The following is a 22770-nucleotide window of genomic DNA, read 5'->3' as shown; positions in this document are numbered from 1 at the left end:
CCAATCGGCGTACTCTGCCGATCAGCCACGATATGAACAATTGCCGAAATGTGTCTAGTCATATCGAACCGCAGCTTCTTCGTGTCTGCTTGATTTTGTTACGTGATCCTTGCGATTACCCGCCCGGAACTTGAACTTGACAAGCGGCAATGACAGGAAAGTAGGATGCGTACCGTTTCCAGCACCGCCAGCGCCCGTCTATATCACTTGAGCGAAGAGGATGCGGCCGCGCAGACCCTGTTCTACGGCCCGCTCGGCGAAGCCTTGATGGTGGCGCGACAGCAGCCCGAGGACGTACAGACCGGCCTCTGGTTGGCGACCGAAAGCGACGTGGTCGCGTTCCTCGATCTGGACGAGGGTTGAGGAGCGGGACTGCTTCGCCTTCGCGGCGGGACGGGGGCGTCTGTGCGGGACGTAAGTCGGCCAAGGCCGCCTGTCGTCTACGGGCGCTGCGATGCGTGTTGGTCCGCCTGCTTCCCCCTGCGGACCAGCGCGATCAGCAGGAGCGAAACCGCGGTCAGCACCGCGAGCATCAACCATGCGTCGTTGATCGCGTGAACCAGCGCGGCCTTTGCGATCAAGGGTCGCACCATCTCCTCGACCTCGGGCCCGATCGGCTGGCCGACCTGATCGAGAAACGCGTCGCGCGGAATGCCGATCGACACCGCCGTGGCGACGTCTCCGTGGCGCAGGCTGCTCGCGATGTCTCGCGCATGTCCGGCACTTCGGCTGAAGATGACGGTATCGATCAGCGCCAGCCCGATTGCCCCGCCGAGATTGCGCATGAGGTTGAACAGGCCGCTCGCATCCGCGACCATCCGCACCTGGATGTTGCCGAGCGCCAGCCGCGTCGGCGGCAGCAGGCAGAACATGATCGCCGCGCCTCGTAGGATTTGCGGCACGAGCATCTGCGCGAAGTCGGTATCATTGGTCTGCGTCACGCTCATCCCCATGCCGACGGCGAACACCCCGAAGCCGAGGCCGGTCAGCACGCGCGCATCGACGCGTTGCTCCAGCGCAACCGCGATCGGGGCGGCGACGAGTTGCGCGATCCCCGTCACAAGCATGATCTCGCCGATCTCGAGCGCGCCGTGCCCGCGCACAAGCCCGAGAAAGAACGGCATCAGGTAGGTCGATCCGAACAGCCCGACGCCGAGCGCGAAACTGAAGGCGCAGCCGATTGTGAAATTGCGATCGGCGAAGTTTCGAAGCTCGACAATGGGATGCTGTGACCGCAATGTGCGCCAGACGAACACAACGCCGCCCACGACGAACAGCGCCAACGGCATTGCCACCCGCAGCGAGCCCCAGCCGAACCGTGGTGCATCCTTCAGCCCAATCTCCAGCGCGGTCAGCGCGACAGCCAGCAAGAGCACGGCGACGCTGTCGATCGTCCGCAGCGCGTGGCGATCGATTGGGCTGCGCGGCAGCATGGCGGCGGCGCCGGTCGCGGCGACGATCCCGGGCACGATATTAACCAGGAACAGCCAATGCCACGAATAGGTCTGCGTCAACCATCCACCGACGATCGGGCCGATCGTCGGCGCGAAAACGGCGGCCAGACCGGCTATCGTCGTGGCAAGCCCCTGGCTACGCTGCGGGAACAGCAGGAAAACCGCCGAGAAAACCGCCGGGATCAGTGTGCCGCCGGCAAATCCTTGCAAGACCCGGAACGCGATCAGCGTCGCGAAGTTGTGGCTGATCGCGCACCCGGCCGAGGCGAGCGTGAACATCGTGATCGCCACCACGAACAGCCGACGCATGCCGAGCAGCCGTGTCAGATAACCGGTCATCGGAATGGCGACGATCTCGGCGGTGAGGTACGCGGTCTGCACCCAGACCATCTGATCCGCGCCGATGTGAAGCGCGGCGCGGATCGTCGGTAGGGAGGTCGCTACAATCTGGATGTCGAGGATCGCCATGAACATGCCGAGGCACATGAAGGCGAAACCGATCCAGGTACGGGCGGTCACGTGCGGTTGGGACTCGGTCATGATACCTTTCGGGAACGACACTTCGGCGGGCTGGATCAACCCTTGCCGGAACCCACGGCGCGGGAGATCGTTTCCTTCGCGACATAACAGATGTGCCGGGAACGCCGGTCGGATAGGACCTGCATGCGCCACCCGGTAACGATGTTGTCGCTGGCGACCGCGACGCCACCCCATATCCTCGATCAGGCGGTCGCGCTGGAGATCAGCCGGGACGTGCTCGGCGAAAGCTTTGGCGATTTTGAGCGGATGGCATCGGTGTTCGAAACCGCCGGTATCCAGACCCGGCAACTGGCGTGCCCGCCGGACTGGTATCGCACCCCGCGCGACTTCACCGAAAAGACCGCTGCCTATCTGGCCGCCGCCGACGACCTGTTCGTCGAGGTTGCCGGCAAGGCGCTCGCCGCCGCCGGGCTGGCGGCGGCGGATGTGGATACGATCGTGACCGTGTCCACCACCGGCATCGCCACGCCAAGCCTGGAAGCGCGCGCGATGCGTCGTATGGACTTCCGCCAGAACGTCGCCCGCGTGCCGGTGTTCGGGCTTGGCTGCGCGGGCGGTGTGACGGGGCTTGGCTTGGCCGCGAAGCTGGCGGGCGCGACACCGGGATCGATCGTCCTGTTCGTGACGATCGAATTGTGCAGCCTGACGTTGCGGACGCGAGGGACCGGCAAGGCGGACATCATCTCGACAGCGTTGTTTGGTGATGGCGCGGGCGCCTGCATCTTGAAGGTGGGCGACGAGGGTTTCGCGGAGGTGAGTGCTTCCGCCGAGAAGACATGGCCCGACACGCTCGACATCATGGGTTGGGAGATCGAGGCCGGTGGCTTCGGCGTGGTGCTCAACCGCGCGATACCAGCGTTCGCGCGACGCAATATGCGTGCGGCGATGGACGAAATGCTCGGTCCGCAGAACCTGCGGGTGGAGGCGGTGGATCGTTTCATCTGCCATCCGGGCGGTGCGAAAGTGGTGGACGCGCTGGAACTCGCCCTGTCGCTGCACCAGGGCTCGCTCGACCATGAACGCGCGACCTTGCGGGACCACGGCAACATGTCGGCCCCGACCGCGCTGTTTGTGCTCGACCGGGTGCGGGCCGACGCGCTGCCGCCGGTATCGGTGCTGACCGCGCTCGGACCCGGCTTCACCGCCAGCACCGTTACCCTGAAGCGCGCGGCATGACGCTTGCCATTGCGGTGCTGGTGTTCGTCACCGTGCAGCGGCTGATCGAACTCCTCATAGCGCGCAGCAACACCGCGTTTCTGCTGCGCCGTGGTGCGTACGAAGTCGGTCGTCGGCATTATCCGCTGTTGGTGGTGCTGCACGCATCGTGGCTCGCCGCGCTGTGGTGGTTCGGATGGCGGGCTTCTGTCAATCTCACGCTGTTCGCGCTTTTCATGGTGATGCAGGTTCTGCGCGTGTGGGTGCTGGCGACGCTGGGCCGGCGATGGACAACGCGCATCATCGTGCTGCCCGGCGCGCCGCTGGTGACGGGTGGGCCGTTCCGGTTCCTGCGCCACCCGAATTATTGCGTGGTCATCGCCGAGATTGCGTTGTTGCCGCTGGCGTTTGGGTTGCCGTGGATCGCGCTGCTGTTCTCGATCCTCAACGCGCTAGTCCTTTGGATCAGGATCACCGCCGAAAACCGTGCGTTAGGCGACAACGGCGTGAGCCACGCCTGATGATGCGCGACGTAAAGCAACCCCCGGACGAGTAGGACGACATATGCAACGAGCAGGATATCTGGCGATGGTTCTAGCGCTTGCCGTCGTGGGGACGGCCACGCCCGCAGCGGCTGCCGACGAGGGGCGCAAGGCCTGTTTCGCGGATGCCAAGCGTCTTTGCCCCGCCCAGGTAAAGGCGTTCAACCGCAAAGCCGCCGAAGCGTGCATGATCCAGCGAATCGATGAAACCTCGCCGACATGTCATGCCAAGATGCTGGCAATCCGCGACCAGCGGATGGCGAAACAGCAGCCCTCCCACCGCGACTAAGCCCGACCGGACGTGAACCGCTCAATTGCCATGCTGTGAGGCTTCGTGAGCGCACGACATCCGTGCGCTAGGCGTTAGTCCGGCATGGTCAGATACGTCGACACCCACAGCAGCGGCGCGTTCCAGTTGATCGCGACCTCGTTGTCGGCATAAGCGCGCGCGTCATCGAGCCAGCATCGCTGCGGTGCGCAGCGCCCCTTAAGGGTGGCGGAGGTGGGATCGGCGAAGGCGGTATTGTTCGCGCCGCCGCTCATCACGCCCGGTGGTGGCCCGGGCAGGCGTGCGTCGAGAGAATGCGCCCAGAAGCGATGATGCGGGTGGCGCATTGCCTTCCAGCCGAAGCCTGAAACATAGCTTTGATCGAGCGGGTTGCGACCGAGCACATAGTCCGCCGCATCGACCACCGCGTCACGATACGCGGCCTTGCCGGTGAACCGCGCGGCGAGCGCCAGTATGATGCCACGGTTGAGCATGGTGCCGTTCGATCCCCATTGGTAGCGGTTGGACGCATAGGGGATGTGATACCCGGAGCGGGCATCCTCGGCGAGGAAGCGGTCGGCAAGCGCGACCAGTTTCGCGCGGGCGGCGTCGCGTTCCGCCGCCGGTATGCCAGCGGCGGTGGCGAGCGTGATCGTGCCGAGCGCGGCGGTGCTGCCCCAGCCCGGTGCATCGCCCAGCGGCGCGGCGTGGAGCGCCATGCGGTGCAACGCGTCGGCGAGTTCGGGCATCTTCGTCGTGGCGTAGAGTTCCGCAGTGGCCCAGTAGAGTTCGTCCGACAGATCGTCGTCGCCATAGCCGCCGCTACCGTTGAAATGCTGCGCGGCGTAGACATCCGGGTTGCGTAGCGCCGCCTGATACGCCTTGGTCGCCGCGATGAGGCAACGGTGCGCGAACACTTGGTCGATCGGCTTCCAGATGCGTGCGCATTGCGCGGCGGTGGCGGCAAGGTTCAGCGTGGCGGCGGTGCTGGGCGGGTAGAGCAGCCGCTCCTCCGGATCGTCGGCGGGGACGGTCGGCAGCGCGGTCCAGTTGCGATCCGCGACCTTGTGATGCGCCATGCCGCCGGCATCGGTAAGGGCGAGGTGGAGCGGGCCGTCGCCCTGTCGGCCGTGCGGCAGCGCGAGACGCTCGCCATCGGGCACCTGCATGGCGAGCAGGAAGCGCATTTCCCAACGCGCCTCGTCGAGCAGATCGTTGCTGCCGTTGCCCGCCTCCGGCAGCGCGGCGCTGCCGTCGGGGAAGGGCGGCGCGGCGGCGTTCGTCTCGTACAGGTTGAGCAGCGTCCACACCGCGATGCCGCCGTTGACGACATATTTGCCCTGATCGCCCGCGTCGTACCAGCCGCCGGTCACGTCGAGCGAATAGCCGCAGCCCGGCCATGTCGTGCCAGCGCGATCGACGCCCTTGAAGCAAGTGACGACCTCGTGCGGGTGACCGGCGGCGCGCGCCCACGGCTTGCCGCCGGCGAACGCCGCCTCGATCGGAATGCCGGCGCGGGTCTGGTAGAAATAGTTGAGCGCGGCGCGCGACAGCGGGCGGTACACCTCCGCGCCGATCGCGAACGGGTGCGATTCCACGCCGCCGGCCTCGATCCGATAGGTTCCGGGCATGTGGACCCCGCCAAGGTCGATCCGGTGGACGTGATCGCCGGAGGCGGCATCGTCACCGAACGGCTGGGTCTGACCGGTGGTCACGACATGATCCTGCGCGTCGAGCAGGCGCCACGGCAGCGGCGCGGTGGCGGACGTGGCGAGGATCGCACGCTGTGAGGTGTCGGGACGGAAGCCGATCTGGTTGAGGTGGATCGCGGGGGCAGGCGTGTTGGCGAGCAGCGCGATTAGCGTCGCGGCCCCGGTGATCCGGCCGATGCATGCCATACGGTAGTCCTTCCCGAAGATCATGAATAGCGGCTGGCGCGGCAGGCGGCATTGTCGCCCGAGACGACGGGATCGACCGCCGGCGCCGACGCTGCGATCACTTGTGCCGATCCCATACGCGGGGTTGCGCATCGATCACCCGTTCCAGCGTGGCGGCAATGGTGCGATCGTCGGCGAGATCGGGGTGGCCATGGCAGCCGGTGAAATGCAGGCCGTCTACCTCCACGAACGCGATGCGCCGGTCGCCTGCCTGTCGCAGGTTCGCGGCGACAAGACTGGCCTCGCGTGCGATTTCGCCATTGGCGAGGTCGGTAGCCCATAGCAATACGAACGCCCCCGGGTAGCGCTGCCGCGCCTGCCGCACGAATGCGGCATAGGTGCGCTCGTAATCGGCGTGGAGTGCATCGCGGGTGGCCCAGCGCTCGCCAAGTTTGAGTTTTGTCGAGAAATCGTTGGTGCCGAGTGCGAACACCACCACCTGCGGATGCCAGCCGGTGCTCCGCTCGGGCGTTTTGCCGTCGAGCAGCGCGTAGGGATAGGCCTGCGGCATGGTCGGCGCGGCGAAACCATCGTAGTTCCGCACGATGCCGCGCCCCGAGATCGCGTTGATCTGATAGTCTGCATCGTAATGCGCGGCAGTAATGCCGGCGGGGCCGTGTGGCGTGTCGGTCGTCCCCCAGACCTGATCCTGCGTGCAATCCGTGGTGGTCGCGGTGTTGCCGTAGCCGACGGTGTGCGAATCTCCGATGAACTCGATCTGCCGACGACGCGGCGGCGGGGGCGCGAGCGGGGTCGTGCCAAGGGGTGCGAACAGGCCGCCGAAGCTGGTCGGGCCGGCCTGACTCTCGCTGACGACATCGACGCGGATGCGGTGATCGCCTGTGCCGGGTGCTGCGATCCGGTAGCGGGCCACCGCCGGCCGCACCAGCGCGATCGGCGCACGGCCATCGACGGTTATGCGTAGCGAGACGTCACCCGGACCGACTGCGAGATCGACCGCCGGACCGCGAAAGCGCGCCTCGAGATAGGTGCCCGGCCATTGTCGTTGATAGCGCATATTTGGCGCAGTGCCGTTCGTCACGACACGCCCGCCAATGTGAAGCGCAAGCGGTCGGCCCTGAGCAACATCAGCGCCGAGCTGCACGATCGCCCCCGGCGGTTGCGGAGCGGACGCGGCGCAGAGCGGGGCGGCCATGACCGCGAGCAGCACCAGCCTGTGATCGAAGCGCCTGCCGACCATGATCCTCTTCCCCACTTTGTGTTATCGGAGAATACCTTAGGCGCGCATCGGCGGCCGGACAACGTAGAGAAATGATTTGCTTTTCCGATGTCTATGGCCACCGTGGTATGGTGACGAAAGATCGTGAGGTCATCGGTGGCTGAGGACTGGATCGTAGGCATGGCCCCGGTGCCGGACGACGTCCCGCGATCGTCTAAGCAGATGATCGAGAGCATTCAGGGCCGCGCTGGTGACGACTTCATGAAGCCCGGCCACGTCATCTCCTGGATCAGGCATTGCCTCGGCGATGGCGGCACTGGTGGACGTGACCAGGGCGACACGCGCGCGTCTCAAGAGCTGCTGCGCGACCTTCATACTGTGAGATATATCAGCGGCCTTACCGCTAACGCGTTGGATGTCGCCGGCCCGGTCCGTTGCGGTACGCGGTGAGGGGCGGCGGGCCGGTCCTCACGCGGCGGCACACGCTGACCGGGGCGGCGTCGTGTGCGATGCTGCCTCGGCGGCTCGGCGCCGCCAGCGCGGTGCGGCGCTTGTCCAACCCGGCTGCAAACGGGCCGGCGCGGGCGCTCTATGCGTGGCTATGGTCGCTTTACGGTCGGCGAACGCTGAGCGGGCAACAGGAAAGCCCTAGTAAATCGCGTGACGAGCTGGAGTATATCGAGCGTACCACCGGCAAGCTGCCCGCTTTGCTCGGCCTCGACTATATTGACCCGGCCGACTGGGGCGGCGTGCGCGAGCGTGCGCTGGACTGGCACCAGCGCGGGGGCGTCGTGACCTTGTGCTGGCATTGGGGTGCGCCGGACATCGGAACGGGATATGAAAATTCCAAGCGCGATTTCGACGTGTTCGCCGCGCTGCGGCAGGGCGCCACCCAACATCGGCTGATGACCGAGCAGATGGACGCGGTGGCGGGCGAACTGGCGTGGCTGCGCGACCATAAGGTGCCGGTGCTATGGCGACCGTTTCATGAATTCAGCGGCGACTGGTTCTGGTGGGGCAAGCATGGGCCGGAGGGGTTCCTCGGCCTGTGGCGAACGATGTACGAACGGTTTTGCGGCCAGCACCGGCTCGACAATCTGATCTGGGTGCTGGGTTGGGCGGGACAAAACGTCGATGCGCTTTATTACCCTGGGCGCGGCATGGTGGATATCGCGGGGGCGGACATATACGTCGATCATCACGGCAACCTTGCGCCGATGTTCGCCGCAGTGAAGCGGATCGTCGGCGACAGCGTGCCGATCTGCCTGCATGAGAACGGGCCGATTCCCGACCCGACGAGCTTGGGGCCGGATGCCGACTGGCTGTGGTTCATGACGTGGCACACGCGCTGGCTGGAATCGCCCGACCAGAACGGCGTGACCGATCTGCGCGCGGCCTATACGGCGAAACGCTATCTGACGCTCAACGAGATCGCCGCGCGGCGGGGGAGAGGAATGCGATGACCGGAAAGATCGATCGGCGCGCGCTGCTGGCGTCGGCGGTGCTGCTGGCGGGATGTACCACGGTAGCGGCGGGCGGAGCCGCCGCACCGGCGCGCGACTTCGTGCGTCGCGACGGCATGCGGCTGATGGCGGGCGACCGGCAGTACCGCTTTGTCGGCGGCAACATGTGGTATGCCGCCTACCTGGGCTCCGACGCGCCGTACGGCAACCGCGCGCGGCTGACGCGGGAGCTGGACGCGCTGGCGGCGATGGGGGTGACCAATCTGCGCATCCTCGCCTCCGCCGAGGAAGGCCCGTTGCGCAATGCGATCAAGCCGGGGTTCCGCACCGCCACCACCGTCAACCAAACACTGCTCGGCGGGCTGGATTTCGCGCTGGCCGAGATGGCGAAGCGCAACATTCGCGCGGTGCTGTACCTGACCAACTTCTGGGAGTGGTCGGGCGGGATGATGACCTATCTGTGGTACGTCAACGGCGGGCAGTATCTCGACATGAACGACCCCGCGCATCCGTGGCCGGCGTTCGCCAATTTCAACGCAAATTTCTACGGCGATGATCGTGCGGTCGGCCTGTATTACGATTGGGTGCGCCGAGTCGTCACGCGCACTAATGGCGTGACCGGCCGCAGTTATGTCGACGATCCGACCATCATGGCGTGGCAGCTCGCCAACGAACCGCGGCCCGCCGGCGATGCCGCGCATGCGGTGCTGCCACAATTCTACGCCTGGGTGCGGGGCACGGCGCGGCTCATCAAGTCGCTCGATCGCAACCACCTCGTCTGCACCGGCTCGGAAGGGTTGAAGGGCGCGCTTGAACAGCCGGAGATCGTGCTGGCCGAACATGGCATCGCCGAGATCGATTATCTGACCGCGCACATCTGGCCGAACAACTGGGACTGGGTGCGCCAGACCGACCTGCCCGGCAGCTATGCGCGCGGCGAGACGCTGACCGAGGACTATATCGCGCAGCACATCGGCTTCGCGCGCACGCTCGACAAGCCGCTGGTGATCGAGGAGTTCGGCTATCCACGCGACGGCGGCAGCAACGATCCGGCGGTCGCGACGCGGTTCAAGGATCGGTTTTACGAACTGATCTACGCCGCTGCCGAGCGCGACATGGCGGCGGGCGGACCGATCGCCGGCACCAATTTTTGGGCGTGGAACGGCGAGGCGCGCGCACAGCATGGCGACTTCCGCTTCCACCCCGGCGACCGTGCCTATATGGGCGACCCGCCACACGAGCCACAAGGGTGGTACGGCATCTTTACCGGCGATACGACCGTTCGTGTTGTTGCCGATCACGCCGCCCGCGTTGCGCGCCTGCCGCAGCCGCGCTGAGGCAGGGCGAAGGCAAGGTGCGGCAATAGCAGCCGGGCACAGGGGGAAGAGCGCTGCGCGGATTGCCTCGCCGGGCGGGTCGCGCACGCAGGCCGGCCATGCGTAGATCAGGCGGGGTCAATCGGCGCCCCTATCGACTTGTGCGGGCTGCGGTCCCGCGCCGGATGCATGATCGTAGCGGCATTGGTGCGCATTGATGCTGTTTCGCATCTTCTCCAACAGCGCCAACGAGTGCCGAAGCGTGGCGGCCAACTCCTTCTCGTCCTTCGCGCTCTCTTCCTTGACGGTATATGCGCTGTCGATTGCCTCGAGCGCCTGCGCTTTGCTGAGCGCGCCGTTGTCGAGCAGACTGTGCACGAGGCTTTCGACAAGCAGTAGCGAGGCTTGCGCCTGTGCATCGCCAGATGGCTGGCGATCACTCTTGAACGAAGAGTCGGCGGTTGGTGTCTGGTTCATCATCGCCCTCTTCTCCTTCGAGTCCGGAACAGAAGGAAATGCTCGGTGGAGGCATCGGTTTCGTTGCGAGCCGATGTCTCGCCACGCAATTTATCGCACAACCGCCCTTCGCGATGCCGCGGCATGTCACTGCCGAGTAACTCGAAGCCCGGCTGAAACTTGCCGACAATCGTCCTGATTTAAGTCACGCGTCGGGTCTGTCTTGTGCCGATCGTTGACGGGTGGGAACCTGCCCATGCGGCACGCCCGGCTGTCATGCCTGCGCTCACCCACGTGTTTAGCAGCAATACCGATGCAGGTGAGGGATGATGCGACCTGGTGACCCCTACGAGAATCGAACTCGTGCTTACGCCGTGAGAGGGCGTCGTCCTAACCGCTAGACGAAGGGGCCGTGCGCAGTCGAAGCGGCGCAGTACGGCGCACGCTCCGCTGCGTCAAGCCGGATTATCGCTACGCAGCGGCGCGGCGACGCTCCGACATTTCGTCGTTAAGCATTTCCGCCAGCAGGAATGCCAGTTCGAGGCTCTGGCCAGCGTTGAGGCGCGGGTCGCAGTGCGTATGGTAGCGATCCGCCAGCGATTGCTCGGTCACCGCCACCGCGCCGCCGGTGCATTCGGTGACGTTCTGCCCGGTCATCTCGGCATGAATGCCGCCCGCGATCGAGCCTTCGGCGCGGTGCACCGCGAAAAAACCGCGCACTTCCGCAAGGATGCGCTCGAACGGTCGGGTCTTGTAGCCGTTGGCGGCCTTGACGACGTTGCCGTGCATCGGGTCGCAGCTCCACACCACCGGATGGCCTTCGCGCATCACCGCGCGGACAAGCTTGGGCAGGCCGGCCTCGATCGTGTCGTGGCCGTAGCGGGTTATGAGCGTCATGCGACCGGGCACGCGCGCAGGGTTGAGCGTGTCGAGCAGGCGCAGCAGCGCGTCCGGCTCCAGCGAAGGCCCGCACTTCATGCCGATCGGGTTGCCGATGCCGCGCAGATATTCAACATGGGCGCTGCCCTCGAAGCGGGTGCGGTCGCCGATCCACAGCATGTGTGCCGAGGTGTCGTACCAGTCGCCGGTCAGCGAATCCTGCCGGGTCAGTGCCTGTTCGTAGCGCAGCAACAGCGCCTCGTGACTGGTATAGAAGCGCGTCTCTGCCAGCTGCGGCACCGTTTCGGGGTTGATCCCGCACGCTTCCATGAAGTCGAGCGCCTCGCCGATCCGGTCGGCGACAGCAGCATATTTCTGCGACCACGGGCTGCGACCCATGAAATCGTGCGTCCAGCGGTGGACCTGGTGCAGGTTGGCATAGCCGCCGCCGGCAAAGGCGCGCAGCAGGTTGAGCGTCGCCGCCGACTGGCTGTAGGCGCGCACCATGCGCTGCGGATCGGGGATGCGGCTTTCCGGCGTGAAGGCGATATCGTTGACGTTATCGCCACGGTAGCTCGGCAGCTCGACGCCGTTGATCGTCTCGGTATCGGCCGAACGCGGCTTGGCGAACTGGCCCGCCATCCGGCCGACCTTCACCACCGGCAGCTTCGATGCATAGGTCAGCACCACCGCCATCTGGAGGATGACGCGGAAGGTGTCGCGGATGTTGTTGGCGCTATGCTCTGCGAACGATTCAGCGCAGTCGCCGCCTTGCAGCAGGAACGCCTTGCCTTCGACGACCTTGGCGAGATCGCCGGTGAGGTTGCGCGCCTCGCCGGCGAACACCAGCGGCGGGAAGCTGGCGAGCTGGTCGGTGGCCGCGTCGAGCGCGGCGGCGTCGGGATAGGTCGGCATCTGGCGGGCCTCGGCCGTCGTCCAGCTATCGGGCGCCCAGGTGCTCATGTCGTTCTCCATTCGAATTTGGATGTACCAGTCGGCATGCGTGGCGATACCGTTCGCGGCGATCTGGTTGACGGCCTGACTGCCGGCGCGCTTGCCGTCTTCTTCCCAGCCCTGCACCGTGCTGCCGGGCGCACCGTACCACGCGCCGAACGCCGCCCGGCTAAGCGCGCGGTCTTCTCGGAAGCGTTTGATCTTGATGCCGGCAAGCGTTGTCATGCGGCGTAATTACGCGAACGGGGTAAATTCCGCAAGTGGGTTTACCCGATTAGAGTAATCGTGCCGTCAGTCTACCGCCGGCTTCCAGTCCCAACCGAGCGGGTCGCCATCCATCACCTCGACACCCGCGGCAGCAAGCTGGTCGCGCAGTGTGTCGGAGCGGGCGAAATCCTTCGCCACCCGCGCAGCCTTGCGCTCGGCAAGGCATGCCTCGATGTCGTCTGGGGTGATCGCCACGCCTGCCGGCATCACCCGCAGATCGGCACGGGCGAGGGTCAGCAGCGGCAGGCCGAGCACGTCGACGAAATCCGACAGCGCCGCCAATCGAACCGTTGGTGACAGCTTCTTGTCGGCCAGCATCTCGTCCAGCACCGGCAGCGCACGCGGCGTGCCGAGATCGTCCGAGACTGCCTCATCCAACCGCGTGCGATATCCGGTCGCATCGCCCTTCACCGCGCCATCGTCGCGCGCCCGCAGCGCCTCGACCGCCATCACCAGCCGCTTCAGCCGGGTGGACGCCGCAGCGAGGTTTTCCCACGAGAATTCGAGTTCGCTACGGTACTGCGCCGACAGGCACATCAGGCGATAGGCGAGCGGGTGGAAACCACGGTCGACAAGTGTTTGCAAGGTGGTGAAATCGCCTGACGACTTCGACATCTTGCCAGCGCGTTCGACCAGGAAGTTGTTGTGCATCCACACCCGCGCGCCGGTATCCGCGCAATCGCAGAACGCCTGGTTCTGCGCGATTTCGTTCGGGTGGTGGATCTCGCGGTGGTCGATGCCGCCGGTGTGGATGTCGAAACCGTCGCCGAGATATTTGCGGCTCATCACCGAACATTCGAGATGCCAGCCGGGTGCGCCGCGACCCCAAGGGGAGTCCCATTCCATCTGGCGCTTCTCGCCGGGCTCGGACGTGCGCCAGATCGCGAAGTCCTGCGGATGGCGCTTCCCGGCGACCGGATCGATCCGTCCTTCGCGTTCATCATCGCTCACGCGGGCGAGACGGCCATAATCGGGCACGGTCGAGACGTCGAAATACAGACCGCTATCGAGTTGGTAGCAGTGATCGGGTGCGATTTTCTCGCCGAAGGCGATCATCTCGGCGATGTGATCGGTCGCGAGCGGGAAGTGCGCCGGCTCACGGATGTTGAGATCTGCGAGGTTCTGCTTGAACGCTTGCGTATAGTGCGCGGCGATATCCCAGATGCTCATCGAGCGGGCACGCGCGGCGGCTTCCATCTTGTCGTCGCCAGCATCGGCATCCGAGGTGAGATGCCCGACATCGGTGATGTTGATGACGTGGGTGAGGGGATAGCCTTTCCACGTCAGCACGCGGCTGAGCGTGTCGGTGAAGACGTAGGCGCGCAGATTGCCGATGTGCGCATAGTTGTAGACCGTCGGCCCGCACGAATAGACACGCACGTTGGCGGGGTCGATCGGGGCGAATGGCTCAAGGGTTCGCGTAAGGCTGTTGTAGAGCGTGAGGGGGGTGCCGGTCATCGCGCAGCCCTTAGCGGCGCGCGCGCCGGCCCGCAAATCGGCGACGAAGTCAGCCGGCGCGGGTGGCGAGGCCGCGCAGAGTGTCGAGCGTGTCGCGGATCGACTCCTGCCGTGCGGCCCGTGTCGGAGCGGGGTCCGGCGTGACGTCACGCCGGGCGACGCTGCGTTCCAGCCGGTCGAGCAGCGCGCGGACCGAGGTGGGTGGATCGCCCTCCGGCGCGCGCGCGGGCGTCTGCTGCATCGAGGCGGCGATCAGGTCGATTGCTTGACCGGTCTCCACGCGGACCGAGGCGGGCAGGTTGGCCGGCTCGTCGGGCTCTTCGGCGAAATCTTCGGCGGTCGGCGCCGGCGCCGCCTGAAGCATGGAAGCGGCGATCAGGTCGATGGCGCGACCGGTGTCGCGCCGGATCAGTCTGGGCAAGGCGGCGGGTTCCGCTTGCGCCGCTTGCGCCGCTGGCGGCGTCGGCGCCTCGGCCTGCGATGGAGCAGGAGTCAGCCGAAGCGAAGCAGCGATCCGGTCGGGTGTATCGGACGTGTCGAGCCGGATCGGCAGCGGCGGCTCGGCGGGAGCGAGGCGGGACGTCGGCATCGGTCGCTCTGGCTCCGGCGCTTGCGCGTCGAACGACGCGGTGAAGGATTGCGGATCGAACGCGGCGAGCGGCATGTCGAGATCGTCGGGCAGGGCCCGCTCGACCGGAGCCACTTCGGCGCGCACCTCCAGAAATGGTGTGCCGAGATCGCGGTTGGCGAACACCGGCTGGCGCGGCGGCGCATCGGGATGCACGTCGGCACGGCGCAAGGCCGGCCCGGCAACGCCGGTCGCGCGGGGATTTTGCAGGATGATCAAGCGCGTGCCGACCGCGACGAACAGCGCGACCCAGGCCAGCACCGACACGACCCCGCCACCGACCAGCGCCAACATCGCGCGTGCGGTCAGCCCGAGCGGCGGTTGCGCCGCGTTGACCAGCGCGGCGATCCCGCTGTCGACGACGAGCGACTCCAGCGTGGAGGTCGGCATGACAGCGAATACAAGGGCGATGAGCACGCCTGCCACCCCTGCGCCGGTGGGCGCAAGCGGAAGGATCAGACGCTGACGGGGGGACGCGACCATGATCCGTGTGATGGCACAGTATCGGTAAGTTTTTGGTAAACCGGTTCGTAACGGCCCACGTTCACCGCCCAGTTGCGCTCAGCTTCGACAAAGGCGCGACCGCGTGTGCGGCGTGCTTCCCAGCCGTCGCGGTGGCTGAGCAGATCGGCGAGCGCGGCAGCGATGCCGCCGGGATCGCCGGGCGGGAACAGCGTACCGGTAACACCGTCGCGGATCAGTTCGCGGTGCCCGCCGACGTCCGATGCCGCGACGAGGCGGCGCTGCGCCATTGCCTCCAGTGGTTTGAGCGGCGTGACGAGATCGGTCAGCCGCATGTGCTTGCGCGGGTAGGCGAGAATGTCGACGAGGCTGTAATAACGTTCGACCTGCTGGTGCGGCACGCGGCCCGCAAAGTGGATGTGGGCCGCAACCGGCGAGGCGGCGGCCTGCGCGCGCAGCCTATCCTCCATCGGCCCGCCGCCGACCAGAAGCAGGTGCGCGGCTGGCCGTGCCGCGACCAGGGCGGGCATGGCGGCGATCAGATCGTCGAGACCTTCGTAATCGTAGAAGCTGCCGATGAAGCCGATCACCTCCGCATCGGTGATGCCGTGCCGCGTGGCCAGGACGTCATCATACGCGGCAGGGTCGCCGAACAGTGAGAGGTCGACGCCGTTTGGGGAAACGAGGATCTTGCCCGGCGCGATACCGCGCGCGAGCAGGTCGCCGCGCAGGCCTTCGCAGATCACCGACACCGCATCGGCGCGGCGCACCGCCCATGTTTCGAGCGCGCGGGTGGCGCGGTAGCGAAGCGAGCCTTCGCTGCCGGTGCCGTTGCCGACCGCCGCATCCTCCCAGAACGCGCGGATCTCGTACACCAGCGGCAGCCTTTTCGCACGCGCGACCCGTAAGGCGGCAAGCGCCCCCAGAACCGGCGAATGCGCGTGGATGATGTCGGGCCGGAACCGCTCCGCCACCGCCGCGACGCTACGCGACAACGCGTGGATTTCGGCAAGCTCGCCCAGCACCGGCGGCAGCTTGGGCGCGCGTGGAGTGCGGTGGAAGTCGATGCCGTCGATCGTCTCCGCGCTCACGTCCGACACGCCCTGCCGCACGCCGGTGACCGCCGCGACCTCCCAGCCGCGTGCCTGCTGCGCCTTCAGGATCGCGCGCGTGCGAAAGGTGTAGCCGCTTTGCAGCGGTAACCCATGATCGAGGACGTGCAGGATCTTCATGCGGCTTCATCTGCCACGCGACTGCTTAACGGAGCCTCAACTTCGCGCGGGCTATGCGGGTGCGAACCGAGGCTACGCAGCGCAGGGACGACGCTATGATCGACAATTTTGCGCTCGCGATCAGCCACGGCTTGATGATGCTGGCGATCTGGGCGTTGCTGAAGCGGCCCGACCTCGATCGCGAGCCCAGTCCGCGCGATCGGCCGGCGCGGACCAAGCCGGGCAGGGAGGATCGGCCGGGTGCGTGACCTCATCTTTGTCGCGTTCCTGGCTGCGTTCTTCCTGGCGGGTTTGCGCAAGCCGTTCATCTTCGTGCTCGCCTATATCTATATCGACGTGGTCAGCCCGCAGCGCCTGACCTACCTCCTGCTCAATTCGATCCCGATCTCGCTGATCGCGTTCAGCGCGGCGGTGCTGAGCTGGGCGCTGATCGACGATAAGCGTGACGTGCGGCTCGCGCCGCGCCAGTTCATCATCCTGCTGCTGCTGGCATATTGCGGAATCACCACGCTCAACGCCGACTTCCCGCAGGCCGCCGCCGACAAATGGGACTGGGTCTGGAAGGCGCTGGTGTTCGCCGCGTTCCTGCCGCTGACGCTGCGCACCAAACTGCGCGTGGAGGCGCTGCTGCTGTTCATGGTGCTGTCGGCATCGTCGATCATCATCGTCGGCGGGATCAAGACGGTGGTGTCGGGCGGCGGCTACGGCGAACTGAACCTGATGGTCTCGAACAACAGCGGCCTGTACGAAGGCTCGATCATCTCGACCGTGGCGGTGGCGATCGTGCCGCTGGTGCTGTGGTTCGCCAGCCACGGCACGATCTTCAAACCCGACTGGAAGGTGAAGCTGTTCTGCTACGCGCTGGTGTTCGCGTGCTGCATGATCCCGGTCGGCACCTCGGCGCGGACGGGGTTGTTGTGCATCGTGCTGGCGGCGGTGCTGCTGCTGCGCGATGCCAAACGCAAGATGCTCTACATCGGCGTGATCGCTGCGATCGGCGTGGTGGCGGTGCCGTTCCTGCCATCGGCGTTCGTGTCGCGGATGGGAACGATCAAGACCTACAAGGCCGACGAATCCGCCTCGACCCGGCTGGCGGTGTGGCAGTGGACGTGGAATTACGCGAAGACGCACCCGTTCGGCGGCGGCTTCGACATGTACCGGCAGGACGTGCTCAACTACGATCTTATCGTGGCGGAAGGCACCGGCAGCAACATGACGCTGAAGCACATCCCGACCTCGGACCGGGCGCGTGCCTATCACAGTTCGTATTTCGAGATGCTGGGCGAACAGGGCTGGCCCGGGATCGTGCTGTGGGGCGGTCTGAACCTGGTCGGCATCTTCCGCATGGAGATGCTCAGGCGCCGCTACCGCAAGCCCGCGCCCGAGGATGCGTGGGTGGCGCCGTTGGCGGGGGCATTGCAATCGGCGTTGCTGATCTACCTGCTCGGCGCATCCTTCGTCGGCATCGCGTTCCAGCCGTTCATCTATCAGTTGATCGGCGCGCAGATCGGGCTGGACACCTATCTGGCGCGCAAGCGATCCGAAGGAGCTTGGCGGCCGTTCCGCAAGGCGAAGCGCGAGGCCGAGCCGAGTGGTGCGACCGAGCCGGCGCCGGCCTGATCCTCGTACCCTCAAGGGGTTTGGGCCGGGCACGCTCCGCGCCCGGCCCGAACGCCTCAGGCGTCCGCGGTTTCTTCCGCCAACGCGGCGATGATCGCCTTGTTGAACGCAGGGATGTCGTCGGGCTTGCGGCTGGTGATGAACTGGCCGTCGCGCACCACTTCCTCATCCACCACGTCAGCACCGGCGTTGGCGAGATCGGTGCGCAGCGAGGGCCAGCTCGTCATCGTCTTGCCGTCGACCACGTCCGCCTCGATCAGCAGCCACGGTGCGTGGCAGATCGCCGCGACGAGCTTGTCCGCATCGACGAATTCCTCGACGATATCGACCGCGCGATCATTCATGCGCAGCGCATCGGGATTGGCGACGCCGCCGGGCAGCAGTAACGCGGTGTAATCCTCGGTATCGACATCGTCGATAGTCAGGTCGGGCGTGATCGTGTCACCCTTCTCATCCTGCTTCATGCCCTGGATCGGATCGGTCGAGAGGGACGCAAGCGTCACCTTCGCGCCGGCATCGAGCAGCGCCTGACGCGGTTCAAACAGTTCGGCCTGCTCGAAGCCATCGGTGGCGACGATGAGGACGTGGGCGTGGGAAAGGTCGGTCACGGGGAATCTCCTTGGCAGATGCGCCTCAAACCCCCGGCCGTGCGGCTCCGTTCCGGAACGAAGCGACAGACCGCGCATTTTGAAAGCCATGGAGCAAAGCACGATGACCGGCGAGATCACCTATCACGACGACAGCGATCCGGGCATTACGCGGCGCAAGGTGCGGAACGGCTGGGGCTATTGGGACGCGGACGGCAACCGCATCACCAATCGTGACGAGATCGACCGGCTCAACCGTATCGGCCTGCCGCCGGCCTACCGCGACGCGTGGTTCTGCCCCAACCCGTGCGGCCATATCCAGGCGGTCGGCTGGGACGAACGCGGCCGCAAGCAGTACCGCTATCATCTCGATTTTCGTGCCGCGCAGGATTGCGCCAAATACGACCTGTGCGCGCCGTTCGGTCGCGCGCTGCCCAAATTGCGTGCGCGGGTCGAGGCCGATCTCAAGCGGCGCGGGCTCGGCAAGGACGCGGCGGTGTCGGCGATCGTGCGGCTGCTTGATCTCGGCCATATCCGCGTCGGCAACGAAGGGTATGTGAAGGAAAACAAGAGCTATGGCGCGACCACGCTGCGCCGCCGCCATGCTGCGCTCAAGGGCAAGACGCTCAAGCTGCAGTACAAGGCCAAGTCCGGCAAGATGCGGCTGCTCACCATCACCGACGCCTCGCTAAGCCGGTTCGTGAAGAAGTGCCAGGATCTGCCCGGTCAGCACCTGTTCCGCTGGATGGACGATGCCGGCGAGTCGCACCCGGTCACCTCATCGGACGTCAACGCCTATATCCGCGAGGCGATGGACGGCCACTATACCGCCAAGCATTTCCGCACCTGGAGTGCGAGCGTGGTCGCCTTCGAAACGCTGATCGGTGCGGAGCATGACATCGGCCTCAAGACGATGCTGGAGCCGGTCGCGGCGGCGTTGGGCAATACGCCGGCGATTTCCCGGAAATCCTACGTTCATCCGCTGCTGATAGAGGCGACCAAGAGCGGGCAGGCATCGCTTCGCGCGACACGCCTGCCCCGAAGCGCGCGCTATCTCAGCCGCACCGAACGCGGGCTGATCGCGTTTCTGGAGGCGGGTGGCGTGCCCGAAGCATCAAGGGCTGCATAACCGACATGAGTAATACGACCGCGCCGATCCTTCCGCCGGTAAAGGTGCGCGACATCAACATGCAGTTCCGCGACCTGGTCGGCGCGACGTTCGACTGGCTCGGCACGCACTGGCTGCAGATCCTGATCGCGCTAGGCGTCGGCGCGGTGATCGTCGTCGTATTGGCGACGTTGCGCAAGCTCGGGGCGAAGCTATGCAGCAGTCGCTTCAAACTCGCTGGCTGGGGGCCGGTGGTTGGCCATGCGATCGTGCGGACGAAGAACTTCTTCATCGTGATGGTCGCCGCCAAACTCGTGCAGGGATATGCCGGCGCGCCACCCGAAGTCGCCGCGACGATCAAGTTCCTGTTCACGATCGCGGCCGTGTTCCAGGTGGCGATCTGGGCGCGCGAGATCATCCTCGGCGCGATCACGCGGCGTACCGGCTCCGAACATTATGCCGGCGAAGCGCTGGAAAGCGCGATGGGAATCATCCGCTTGCTCATCACCTTCGCGGTCTTCGCGATCGCGTTCATCGTCGTGCTCGACAATCTCGGCGTCAACGTCACCGGGCTGGTGGCGGGGCTTGGCGTGGGCGGCATCGCGATCGGCCTTGCCGCGCAGGGCATCTTCGCCGATCTGTTCGCGGCGCTCGCCATCCTGTTCGATCGGCCGTTCAGGCGCGGCGACAAGATCAGCTTTGGTGACAGCAGCGGCATCGTCGACAGCATCGGGCTGAAATCGACGCGCATCCGCGCCTATTCCGGCGAACTGCGCGTGATCGCCAATAAGAACCTGCTCGACAAGGAAATCCTCAACGTCTCGCAGCGCAACCACATCCGCCTCGGCTTTACGATTGGCGTCGCCTATGAAACGCCGCCCGACGTACTGGCGCGGCTGCCCGGCATCCTCAAGGAACTGGTGGAGGCGGAAGGCGCGACGGCAGCGCGGGCGGGTTTTGAATCGTTCGGCGCAAGCTCGCTCGATTTCGCGCTTCTGTTCGACATCCCCGGCGAGGACTGGGGCACCGCGCACCCGACCCGCGACAGGCTGATGGTCAGCATCATGCGCCGCTTCGCCGATGAAAAGATCACGATCGCCTATCCGACCCAGACCACCTACACAGCCGCGCCCGACGGCACGATCATCATGCCCTATGCCGATCCCGTCGGCGTAAAACAGGTCGATCTGGACAAAGGCGAAGCGTAACCGCCGATGCCTTCGCTTGGCGGGAGCGTTGGCGGCACAACTGGCAGAGCAGGGATCGCGCCGCCGCTGATCCACGACCACGCGGTGATCAACGGTTCGACCAGCACCAGAGCGGTGCTCACCGCCACCCACGATGCGCGGCACGATGCCGACCACTAGGCAGCGCCGGACGCCTCACGCTCATATTGAACACAATCGAGCCACGCGGCGCACGGTGGCGGGAGATCGCACCGAAACCGAGGCGATGCGATGCCGCGCAGGCGGTGCGCATGGTACGCGCGCCGGATGGAGCGATACAGACATATGCGCGGTGGCGCAGGCACATGACGCAGGCCCTTGCCCACGGTAGCCGCGCGCCCTTCCAAAGCCGTCGTGCCGGCCTGCGCACCGGGCCGCGCCGCGCCGGGACGGTGCAACTGGTGACGCCGCGTGGCGCGATACTGGCGGCGCTTGGGCTGCTGGTCGTGTCGCTCTGCTACAAGCTGTTCGCGCTGGGCGTGGTGGTGATGCTGGCGCTGGGGGTCGGGCTTTGGGCGTTTCGCGCCAGCTGGCGCCGGATCGATCCGGTGTTCGTGCTGGCCACCTTGTACGTGGCGGACGCGACCGTCACCGCGTTCATGGTGTCGCGCTCGGCAGGCGTCGCGCGCACGGTACAGTTTGCCATCACCGCCTTCGCGCTGCTCGGGCTATACGCCTACGCGCAGGCGGCCAGGCGGGTTGACGCCGCATTCCTTCTGAAAGGCGTCGGCATCGTGAGCGCGGCGATCGCGCTACACCTCATCGTCTGGCATCTGCTCCACCACCATTATGTGACGTGGAAATACCTGTCCGATACCAAGCTGATCCTGTCGCTCGCGCTTATTCCGCTGTTCGGTCTGGAGGATTGGATCAAGGACAAGGCGCGCATCCTGTTTCCGGCCGCGCTGCTGCTGGCGTTCGTCGTCATCCTGATGAGCGGCGAACGCAAGGCGCTGATGCTGTTCTGTATCCTGTTCGCGCTGTGCCGGATGCCGCTAGCGGTAAAGCTCGGAATGGCGGGCGTGATCGCGCTGACCACCGGGCTGATCCTGCTCGACGACAGCGGGTATATCCACCGTCAGCTGCTCAGCGCCTCGCATGACTATAGCGCTGCCTCGACCCGCTACTTCTTCACGGTCCAATCCATCGGCGACCAGAGCGACATGATCCGCGAGTTCGTGAACCGCAACGCCCGGCGGCTGTTTGCGGATCATCCGCTGTTCGGCCTTGGTGCAACCGGATATTGGACATGGGCGATCGGCACCTACGGCCCGACCGGGCTGGCGATGAACGTGCACGGTGAATATCACCGCGTGCCGGTTGAAGGCGGGGTGTTCGGGATCGCCATAGCGATCGGTTTCCTGGGTCTGGCATTGTGGCGGGCGATCCGGCACGCCTTGCGGCAGGGAGGGCTGGCGGCGCCGTCACTGGACCGCGTGCCGCTCTACTGTGTCGCCTTGCTGCTAAGCTACTGCTACGCCGAGGCGGTCGACACGGCGATGCTGCTGTTGATCGGTGCGGTCGGGGCGATCGTCGGTGCGTTGCCGGTTGCGCCGTCCAGCTTGCGATCGGGCGCGCTGCGCTTCGCACCGCGCAACCGGGCGGCGTCGCTTCGCAGGCGAAAGCCCGAGCTTGTCGGGACGCTGCGGCGACGCGGTTGACGCCGCAAGGGTTGCTGCGAATCGGTACACACTGCGGATACACCGCGTTGGAGCGGTCCGGCTCGGTCTCGTCGCTCCTCGCGCGGCTACGGAGCGCGACGTAACAGACAACGTAACAAACAGCGCGGTCGCTTTGTTTTACCTACGGAATCATCGGCCTTGCGCAGTCGCCGGTACAGCGCCTTCCCCCTCGCGCCATGAAAAATGCCGCCGCCCGACGCTCCCACTATTACGTCAAATACATCCAAAGCTGAGAGAAATGGTTCCCGCGAACACTGACTTGCCGCAATAGAGTAGCCGCAGCAACGCGGTGTGCGTGCTCCTGAAAAACGACAAGTCTACGTATTCGCGTAGTAATTCATAAGGTCATTGTATCT

21 protein-coding genes and 1 tRNA gene are annotated in these 22770 nt (G+C 65.7%); 12 read left to right on the top strand and 10 right to left on the bottom strand.

Translation table 11 applies throughout. The features are described from left to right. The first annotated feature begins 165 nt into the window (after positions 1-165). Entirely contained in the window at positions 166-363 is a 198-nt protein-coding gene (locus OXR00_RS06890; protein WP_242153164.1) for a hypothetical protein, read from the top strand. Positions 364-440: 77 nt separating this feature from the next. Here the strand turns inward: OXR00_RS06890 and OXR00_RS06885 are convergent, their stop codons facing one another. Beyond that, entirely contained in the window at positions 441-1994 is a 1554-nt protein-coding gene (locus tag OXR00_RS06885; protein ID WP_267387390.1) for a DHA2 family efflux MFS transporter permease subunit, read from the bottom strand. Positions 1995-2084: 90 nt separating this feature from the next. Between OXR00_RS06885 and OXR00_RS06880 the strand changes: the two genes are divergently transcribed. The 3 genes from OXR00_RS06880 to OXR00_RS06870 all read left to right on the top strand — a co-directional run bounded on the left by OXR00_RS06880 (position 2085) and on the right by OXR00_RS06870 (position 3980). Next, on the top strand, positions 2085-3170 hold the full coding sequence (locus tag OXR00_RS06880) for a type III polyketide synthase (protein ID WP_267387389.1): 1086 nt from the start codon (positions 2085-2087) through the stop codon (positions 3168-3170). Continuing rightward, the gene (locus OXR00_RS06875; RefSeq protein WP_267387388.1) at positions 3167-3670 is read left to right on the top strand and encodes an isoprenylcysteine carboxylmethyltransferase family protein; all 504 of its coding nucleotides are present in this window, start codon (positions 3167-3169) and stop codon (positions 3668-3670) included. Before OXR00_RS06880 ends, OXR00_RS06875 begins: the two co-directional genes overlap by 4 nt. An 88-nt stretch (positions 3671-3758) precedes the next feature. Next, positions 3759-3980 (top strand): hypothetical protein, encoded by a 222-nt coding sequence (locus OXR00_RS06870; RefSeq protein ID WP_267387387.1) that lies wholly within the window; start codon positions 3759-3761, stop codon positions 3978-3980. Positions 3981-4054: 74 nt separating this feature from the next. Here OXR00_RS06870 and OXR00_RS06865 read toward each other — a convergent pair whose 3' ends face one another. Together OXR00_RS06865 and OXR00_RS06860 are read right to left on the bottom strand one after the other, a co-directional pair. Then, the gene (locus tag OXR00_RS06865; RefSeq protein WP_267387385.1) at positions 4055-5857 is read right to left on the bottom strand and encodes a glycoside hydrolase family 9 protein; all 1803 of its coding nucleotides are present in this window, start codon (positions 5855-5857) and stop codon (positions 4055-4057) included. A 97-nt stretch (positions 5858-5954) separates the two neighbouring features. Then, complete coding sequence (locus OXR00_RS06860; protein ID WP_267387384.1) at positions 5955-7097, bottom strand: SGNH/GDSL hydrolase family protein; 1143 nt, start codon at positions 7095-7097, stop codon at positions 5955-5957. 168 nt (positions 7098-7265) lie between these two features. Between OXR00_RS06860 and OXR00_RS06855 the strand changes: the two genes are divergently transcribed. Genes OXR00_RS06855 through OXR00_RS06845 form a run of 3 tightly spaced genes read left to right on the top strand, consistent with a single transcriptional unit; the run spans position 7266 to position 9876 of the window. Then, a complete protein-coding gene (locus OXR00_RS06855) occupies positions 7266-7526 on the top strand; it encodes a hypothetical protein (protein ID WP_267387930.1) in 261 nt (86 codons plus the stop codon). 59 nt (positions 7527-7585) lie between these two features. Continuing rightward, positions 7586-8539, top strand: coding sequence for a glycosyl hydrolase (locus tag OXR00_RS06850; protein WP_267387383.1), 954 nt, complete (start codon positions 7586-7588; stop codon positions 8537-8539). Beyond that, complete coding sequence (locus OXR00_RS06845; protein WP_267387382.1) at positions 8536-9876, top strand: mannanase; 1341 nt, start codon at positions 8536-8538, stop codon at positions 9874-9876. Before OXR00_RS06850 ends, OXR00_RS06845 begins: the two co-directional genes overlap by 4 nt. 117 nt (positions 9877-9993) lie before the next feature. Here the strand turns inward: OXR00_RS06845 and OXR00_RS06840 are convergent, their stop codons facing one another. From OXR00_RS06840 to OXR00_RS06815, 6 genes are all read right to left on the bottom strand, one after another. Further along, entirely contained in the window at positions 9994-10335 is a 342-nt protein-coding gene (locus tag OXR00_RS06840; protein ID WP_267387381.1) for a hypothetical protein, read from the bottom strand. 313 nt (positions 10336-10648) lie between these two features. Next, positions 10649-10723 (bottom strand) — tRNA-Glu (locus tag OXR00_RS06835). Positions 10724-10782: 59 nt separating this feature from the next. Further along, complete coding sequence (locus OXR00_RS06830; RefSeq protein ID WP_267387906.1) at positions 10783-12153, bottom strand: 3-deoxy-7-phosphoheptulonate synthase class II; 1371 nt, start codon at positions 12151-12153, stop codon at positions 10783-10785. A gap of 282 nt (positions 12154-12435) precedes the next feature. Then, complete coding sequence (gene cysS / locus OXR00_RS06825; RefSeq protein WP_267387380.1) at positions 12436-13869, bottom strand: cysteine--tRNA ligase; 1434 nt, start codon at positions 13867-13869, stop codon at positions 12436-12438. A gap of 49 nt (positions 13870-13918) precedes the next feature. Further along, the gene (locus OXR00_RS06820) at positions 13919-14914 is read right to left on the bottom strand and encodes a hypothetical protein (RefSeq protein WP_267387379.1); all 996 of its coding nucleotides are present in this window, start codon (positions 14912-14914) and stop codon (positions 13919-13921) included. Between the two features lie 38 nt (positions 14915-14952). Beyond that, positions 14953-16191, bottom strand: a complete 1239-nt coding sequence (locus OXR00_RS06815; RefSeq protein ID WP_267387378.1) for a TIGR04063 family PEP-CTERM/XrtA system glycosyltransferase — start codon at positions 16189-16191, stop codon at positions 14953-14955. A 95-nt stretch (positions 16192-16286) separates the two neighbouring features. On the opposite strand from OXR00_RS06815, the gene OXR00_RS06810 reads away from it, so the two are divergent. Further along, the gene (locus tag OXR00_RS06810) at positions 16287-16439 is read left to right on the top strand and encodes a hypothetical protein (protein ID WP_267387377.1); all 153 of its coding nucleotides are present in this window, start codon (positions 16287-16289) and stop codon (positions 16437-16439) included. Next, the gene (locus OXR00_RS06805) at positions 16432-17811 is read left to right on the top strand and encodes a putative O-glycosylation ligase, exosortase A system-associated (RefSeq protein WP_267387376.1); all 1380 of its coding nucleotides are present in this window, start codon (positions 16432-16434) and stop codon (positions 17809-17811) included. The genes OXR00_RS06810 and OXR00_RS06805 overlap by 8 nt, the downstream gene beginning before the upstream one ends. A 56-nt stretch (positions 17812-17867) precedes the next feature. On the opposite strand, the gene OXR00_RS06800 is transcribed toward OXR00_RS06805, so the two are convergent. Beyond that, a complete protein-coding gene (locus OXR00_RS06800) occupies positions 17868-18419 on the bottom strand; it encodes a type 1 glutamine amidotransferase domain-containing protein (RefSeq protein ID WP_267387375.1) in 552 nt (183 codons plus the stop codon). A 103-nt stretch (positions 18420-18522) separates the two neighbouring features. Here OXR00_RS06800 and OXR00_RS06795 point away from each other — a divergent pair, with 103 nt between their 5' ends. The 3 genes from OXR00_RS06795 (at position 18523) to OXR00_RS06785 (ending at position 22393) form a co-directional block, all read left to right on the top strand. After that, the gene (locus OXR00_RS06795; protein ID WP_267387374.1) at positions 18523-19527 is read left to right on the top strand and encodes a DNA topoisomerase IB; all 1005 of its coding nucleotides are present in this window, start codon (positions 18523-18525) and stop codon (positions 19525-19527) included. A 59-nt stretch (positions 19528-19586) separates the two neighbouring features. Then, on the top strand, positions 19587-20714 hold the full coding sequence (locus OXR00_RS06790) for a mechanosensitive ion channel family protein (RefSeq protein ID WP_267387905.1): 1128 nt from the start codon (positions 19587-19589) through the stop codon (positions 20712-20714). Between the two features lie 323 nt (positions 20715-21037). Beyond that, entirely contained in the window at positions 21038-22393 is a 1356-nt protein-coding gene (locus tag OXR00_RS06785) for a hypothetical protein (protein ID WP_267387373.1), read from the top strand. The last annotated feature ends 377 nt before the right edge of the window (positions 22394-22770 follow it).

This window comes from Sphingomonas sp. GC_Shp_3 (assembly GCF_026540945.1).
Lineage (GTDB): Bacteria > Pseudomonadota > Alphaproteobacteria > Sphingomonadales > Sphingomonadaceae > Sphingomonas.
Note: the sequence above shows the minus strand (reverse complement) of the source record. Positions and strands in the feature narration are given on the sequence as shown.